This is a genomic window from Archangium violaceum Cb vi76, from assembly GCF_000733295.1.
Lineage (GTDB): Bacteria > Myxococcota > Myxococcia > Myxococcales > Myxococcaceae > Archangium > Archangium violaceum.
In genome coordinates this window covers 1-667 of record NZ_JPMI01000067.1, presented here as the reverse complement: position 1 = coordinate 667, position 667 = coordinate 1, and the positions used below count along the sequence as shown (strand labels likewise).

Below are 667 nucleotides of genomic sequence, written 5' to 3'. Positions count from 1 at the left end.
AGCGCCGAGGTGCAGGAGAGCGCGAGCAGCGTGCCGGCCACGCTGGCCCCGGGCGCCACCACCCCCATCACCCTGCGCGTGAAGAACACCGGCACCACCACCTGGAGGAAGTCCTCCCTTCACCGGCTGGGCGCCCTCTCCTCCAACTCCCTCTCCTGGGTGTCCTTCAGCTCCTGCGGCGGCTACGCCAACAGCCCCACCGACGCCCGCGTGGAGCTGTGCCATGACGTCGCTCCCGGCTCCACGCACGACTTCTCCTTCTCCGTGCGCGCTCCCTCCAGCGGCTCCTCCACCTCCCTCTCCGTCCAGATGGTCCAGGACGGCGTCCAGTGGTTCGGCGAGCAGCAGTCCTGGAGCATCTCCCTCTCCGGCTCCTCCTCCCTTCCCTCCCAGGTCACCGGCATGTCTCCGGATGGCTACGCCAACATGGGCAGTGGCTCCGTCACCCTCTCCTGGAGCCCCTCCTCCGGTGCCACCTCCTACGAGGTGTACATGCTGTCCTGGACGGGCTCTCAGTGGGTGTACTTCAACACCTTCACCACCTCGGCCACCTCGCTCACCCTCACCCCCTCCGTGCGCAACACCACCTATACCTATACGGTGAAGGCCTGGAACTCCCTCGGCCAGGCTCCCCAGTCCGCCTGGGCCTACTTCCAATACCAGTGAG

Annotated in this window: 1 pseudogene; it reads left to right on the top strand. The window is 67.2% G+C overall.

The window, feature by feature from the left end:
- A pseudogene (locus Q664_RS10740) lies at positions 1-666 on the top strand (hypothetical protein); the annotation flags it as partial.
- Between the last annotated feature and the right edge of the window lies 1 nt (position 667).